Source organism: Desulfobacter sp. UBA2225 (assembly GCF_002348205.1).
In the GTDB taxonomy this organism is placed as follows: domain Bacteria; phylum Desulfobacterota; class Desulfobacteria; order Desulfobacterales; family Desulfobacteraceae; genus Desulfobacter; species Desulfobacter postgatei.
The window spans coordinates 1-4,582 of sequence record NZ_DDYV01000099.1 but is presented as its reverse complement, the minus strand read 5'-3'; the positions used below and the strand labels follow the sequence as shown (position 1 = coordinate 4,582).

General features: G+C 49.8%; 7 protein-coding genes. 3 read left to right on the top strand and 4 right to left on the bottom strand.

What is annotated here, in order from left to right:
• The first annotated feature begins 31 nt into the window (after positions 1-31).
• From B3D59_RS05305 to B3D59_RS05295, 3 genes are all read left to right on the top strand, one after another.
• On the top strand, positions 32-319 hold the full coding sequence (locus B3D59_RS05305; RefSeq protein WP_349676868.1) for a motility protein A: 288 nt from the start codon (positions 32-34) through the stop codon (positions 317-319).
• Positions 320-352: 33 nt separating this feature from the next.
• Positions 353-1,138 carry an OmpA family protein gene (locus tag B3D59_RS05300; protein ID WP_286818223.1) on the top strand — a complete coding sequence of 262 codons (786 nt, stop codon included), beginning with the start codon at positions 353-355 and terminating at the stop codon, positions 1,136-1,138.
• A 164-nt stretch (positions 1,139-1,302) separates the two neighbouring features.
• Positions 1,303-1,785, top strand: coding sequence for a PilZ domain-containing protein (locus B3D59_RS05295; protein ID WP_286818222.1), 483 nt, complete (start codon positions 1,303-1,305; stop codon positions 1,783-1,785).
• A gap of 24 nt (positions 1,786-1,809) precedes the next feature.
• Here B3D59_RS05295 and B3D59_RS05290 read toward each other — a convergent pair whose 3' ends face one another.
• From B3D59_RS05290 to B3D59_RS05275, 4 genes are all read right to left on the bottom strand, one after another.
• On the bottom strand, positions 1,810-2,223 hold the full coding sequence (locus tag B3D59_RS05290; protein ID WP_286818221.1) for a YkgJ family cysteine cluster protein: 414 nt from the start codon (positions 2,221-2,223) through the stop codon (positions 1,810-1,812).
• A gap of 2 nt (positions 2,224-2,225) precedes the next feature.
• Entirely contained in the window at positions 2,226-2,825 is a 600-nt protein-coding gene (recR, locus tag B3D59_RS05285) for a recombination mediator RecR (protein WP_286818220.1), read from the bottom strand.
• Between the two features lie 24 nt (positions 2,826-2,849).
• Positions 2,850-3,158: a YbaB/EbfC family nucleoid-associated protein gene (locus tag B3D59_RS05280; RefSeq protein ID WP_004073706.1), complete on the bottom strand. Its 309-nt coding sequence runs from the start codon at positions 3,156-3,158 to the stop codon at positions 2,850-2,852.
• 24 nt (positions 3,159-3,182) lie between these two features.
• On the bottom strand, positions 3,183-4,582 hold a 1,400-nt coding region (locus B3D59_RS05275; protein WP_286818219.1), incomplete at its 5' end, for a DNA polymerase III subunit gamma/tau.

The following is a 4,582-nucleotide window of genomic DNA, read 5'->3' as shown; positions in this document are numbered from 1 at the left end:
CCACGGCCATTGACGGACCGATGGAGGAAGGATCATCCTGATTGGTCTTGTACAGATGCTGGCCAATCTGGATGATCCTTCCTCCATCGGTCCGTCAATGGCCGTGGCTATGATCACCACCTTTTACGGGGCCATCCTTGCAAACCTGTTTTTTACACCCATGAGCAACAAACTCAAAGGTCGGAATGATGCTGAACTGACCAATATGAATATCATTTACGAAGGGGTTTTATCCATCCGGGAAGGCGAGCACCCGAAATTAATGGAAGACAAGCTTAAAGTTTATTTGGGAAATGTCGCGGCTAAAGAAAAAAAATAAGGCACCCTCGCGGGTATAAAGAAGGATAACCATATGGCGGAAGAAGATGAGGGAAGGAAAAAAAAGCAGATTATCAAGCAGGAGATAATCAATATTCAGGAGGGTGCCCCTGAATGGATGGCGACCTTTTCGGACCTGGTAACGCTTCTGATGTGCTTTTTTGTTCTCATGTTTGCCATGAGTACCACCCAGCAGGAGACCTACAAGGAACTGGTCAAATCCTTAAAAAGCGCCCTGGGAGCCCAGGCTGTACCTGAATCGGGTACCCGGGAGGGATTGATCATGCATCCCATTCCATCAGAAAAATCCCCTGAGAATCAGGCTGTTGACGATATGGGTGCCATGATTGAGAAGGAGATGGATGAAATAGTTTCAGAGGTCAGGGAACTGGTCCTTTTCAATAAACTGGGCGGGGAGGTTAGTGTTACTAAAACCGATGCCGGTGTGGTCATCACCATGTCCGACCTACTGCTTTTTTCAGCAGGCGGCACACAGCTATCGCCAAAGGGGTTGGAAATTCTTGAAAAAGTGGCGGCGGTCTTGTCAAAGCTTGCCTATCATGTAAAGGTCCGGGGGCATACCGATTCCGAGCCCATTACGTCATCCATTTATCCCTCCAACTGGGAACTGTCTTCGGCCAGGGCCTCTACTGTTGCGCGCCTGCTGGTAGCCAACGGGGTACCCCCTTTTTATATTTCTGCCGAAGGCTATGCCCAGTATCATCCCGTGGCCACCAATGATACGGCACAGGGGCGGGCCCAGAACCGGCGGGNNCGTGACAGTATCGCCCGCCAGTTCGAAGACATGTATAACAAATAAAATAAAAAAAACGCGTTATTTTATCCGATCTCTTCGTTGGATTCAAAGCCGTCTTTTGGTTCTTGAAAAACTGACCATCCTGTCTTATAGTTATCATTTTCGTTGCAAGTCTTATTGGACCACAACGGGGCAATTATACAAACAATTTGGTGAAATGATAAAGAATGACGATACCAAAGATCTTCGTATCCTCGGAGCTTGCGGCCACCTTTGTCTGTGAATCATGCGGAAACTCCTCCACCAGGGACGTGTCCAAATTCATCAGGCACAAAGCCAAAGTTCAGTTGAAATACAAGTGCAAGTGCGGGCATATTTTCAGCGTGATATTAGAAAGACGGCGGGGCATCCGCAAGGAAGTGCAATTTAAAGGGGTGCTCACCCAGAACCGGAAGCAGTACCCCGGGGTGATCACGGACCTCTCCTACAACGGCATCCAGTTTAAAACTCTGGAAAAGGCCCTTATCAAAGAGGAGAGCATGGCTGAGGTCAAGTTTACCCTGGATAATCCGAACCGCTCCGAGGTTCGTAAGCGTATAAGGATCAGGAAAGCCTTTTCCGAATACATCTTTGGCTGCGAATTCGAGGACACCGATCATTTTGACGATCTGGGAAAGTATTTTTTGTTTTATTTTTCCCAGAAGAAGTGATGCCCGGCTGCGATTTGAGTCTGATTAACGGTTGAAATCCCGATCAAGTTTTTCTTTTTCCATGGCAGCTATGCGTGAAATATCCTCGGCTGGGAGGCCTTTTTTCATACCTGGGCAGGAGTTTGCCATTATCTCCCAGTTTTCCGGATGGTTGATCAGGGCTTTGATAAAGGGCCAGGCCCGGCACATATAGGGTTTGACCGGATGGATCGTACACTGCTTTTGGGGATCAAAGAAGATGCAGCTCCCGTCTTGTCCCAGTGTCAGCACCGGCCTTGAGCCGGACATGTCACAATAATTTTCCACAAAGGTGTCAGTATCCGCGTGGATATAATCGCAGACCTTTCTGATATCCCTTTCATCCACATAGGTGCCGCCAAATCCTCTGCAGCACTCACCGCATAATTTACAGTCAAAAAGATCTTCCGGTGTCAGCATTTTTAAATCCCGTAACGTTTTTCCATGGCTTTTTGCATAGTCAAGGGATCTACATATTGAAGCTCCCCGCCCATGGGTATGCCCGATGCAATTCGGGTTATTTTAATTTTTGTCGGAGTCAGCTTGCTCCGGATATAGGCAGCCGTAGCTTCGCCTTCCACATTGGTCCGGGTGGCAAGGATCAGTTCCCTGACGTCGTTGCCCCGGGTCCGCCTGAACAGTTCGGCCAGGCGGATGTCTCCGGGGCCGATGCCGTCAATGGGGGACAGCGCCCCGCCAAGGATGTGATACAGGCCTGAAAAGGCCCCCGATTTTTCAATGGCAGCCATGTCGGGGGGGTTTTCCACCACGCAGATCACGCCTTTATCCCTGCCTGGGTTTGAACAGATTCGGCAGGTTTCCCGGTCAGTGAGTGCAAAGCAGGATGCGCACAACCTGACGCTTTTTTTCAGTTCGATGATATTTGCAGCCAGAGACGCGGCCTCATGGTCCGGGGCATGAAGGATATGAAGCGCCAGACGCTCTGCTGTTTTCTTTCCTATACCCGGCAAGGTGGAAAGCGAATAGATCAGTTTAACAATGGCTTCAGGATAATGGTTCACAACGGGTGCAGGTTCTTTTTAATATTATAGACCTGGAATATTCATGCCGCCGGTCAGTTTTCCCATCTCAGCGGAGACCATTTCCTGGGATTTTTTCAACGCGTCGTTCACCGCGGCAAGCACAAGATCCTGCAGCATTTCAACATCTTCCGGGTCAACTATCTCTTTTTCAAGCACAAGGGATTCAATTTTCTGGGCCCCATTGGCAACCACTTTTACCATACCGCCACCTGAGCTGGCTTCAACGGTTTTGGTTGCCAGATCCTGCTGTGCCTCCAACATTTTTTTCTGCAGCTTTTGTGCCTGTTTCATCATGTTATTCATATTTTTCATGGGTCAACTCCTATATTGGGGGTGTTATATGATATCTGCGTCAAATAAACGTACCGCATGCTGGACCATGGGGTGTCCTGCCGCAGCTTGTTCCGCTTTTTGCTGGGACGCTTGCTGCCGGCAAGTCTCATCCTCAGGGCAGCCGTTGTTTTCTATGCTTACCTCAATGGGTTTGCCTAAATGTTTTCGGCCCAGCTCCGCCAGCGCTTTGGTTTTGGTGTTGAGTCTTGATTCTTCAAACCCGGAACAGGATGAAAGGGTCACAATCACTTTGTCCGGGGCGGATGTGTCCGCCTGACCCTTGGAAAATAAGCCGAAGATAAAGGGCAGTTCATGTTGAAGTACATCCATGAACTGCGACCAGGTTCCTGGTTTCTGGTGTTCCTGCTCCTGACGCAAAGGGGAAGGGGGGGTAGGCCCAGGTGAATCGAGTGAATCGGATAAATCCGTTGGGATATGCGGCGGTGGAGCCTGCTCCGGTTCCGGTTCATAGGGCATGGGCTCCGGCATCGGCCGTGTACCTGCCAAAGGCGGTGTTTCGGTGAGTTTGTCTCCGGGGATCTGTTCTGAAAGCGGTGCAGATGTCAAGGGCGGCTTAGCAGATTGGGGCGGCGGTGAATCAACACGGGTCTGGCCAAGACGGTTCTCCATCCGGCGTGCTAAAAGATCCACCTTGGTGATGATCTCATCAAGCCGGATCTCCGGTTCAATCTGGATCATTTTGAGCAACACCATTTCTACGGCGGTCTGGGTATGGGATGCAAAGCGCACAACACTCTCCTCTTTTAAGAGAAGGTCCAGCAGCATCCCAAGATAGGCCGATGGAAAATTTTTGCACATCTGGTCAAGCGCAAGTTTTTCCGTTTCAATCATATTGAGCACCGGGCTCTCTTTTCCGCACAGCCGGATGATGTTCAGATTCCTGAACTGGGCAATGATACCGGAATAAAATTCTTTCAAATCCATGCCGGAATCATTGATTTTACTCACAAGATCAATTAGTTGTGCTCCGTTTCTTTCCAGTACGGCCGAAGATATGGAAAAAAGAATTTTTCGGTCCGTGACCCGAAGTCTCTGGGCCACCAAAAGCCTGTCAATCTCTTTTTCAGGCCCGGCTGAAAGAATTCTGTCCAAAAGGCTTAAGCCGTCCCTGATGGAGCCGTCCGCCTCTAAGGCGATCAGTTCCAGCCCTTCTGTTTCAACCGTATACCCTTCTTTTCGGCATAGATCCCCTAAGTGGGCGCAGATCCTGTCCAAGGCAATTCGCGACAAGTCATGTCGCTGGCACCGGGACAGGATGGTGGCCGGAATTTTGTGGACTTCCGTGGTGGCAAAGATGAAAAGAACATGGGCCGGGGGCTCTTCAAGGGTCTTGAGCAGGGCATTGAAGGCAGCCACCGAAAGCATGTGGACTTCATCAATGA

Coding starts and splice junctions, on each gene's coding strand:
- B3D59_RS05295 (WP_286818222.1), top strand. CDS start 1,303: ATGACGATACCAAAGATCTTCGTATCCTCGGAGCTTGCGGCCACCTTT.
- B3D59_RS05280 (WP_004073706.1), bottom strand. CDS start 3,158: ATGAAAAATATGAATAACATGATGAAACAGGCACAAAAGCTGCAGAAA.
- B3D59_RS05290 (WP_286818221.1), bottom strand. CDS start 2,223: ATGCTGACACCGGAAGATCTTTTTGACTGTAAATTATGCGGTGAGTGC.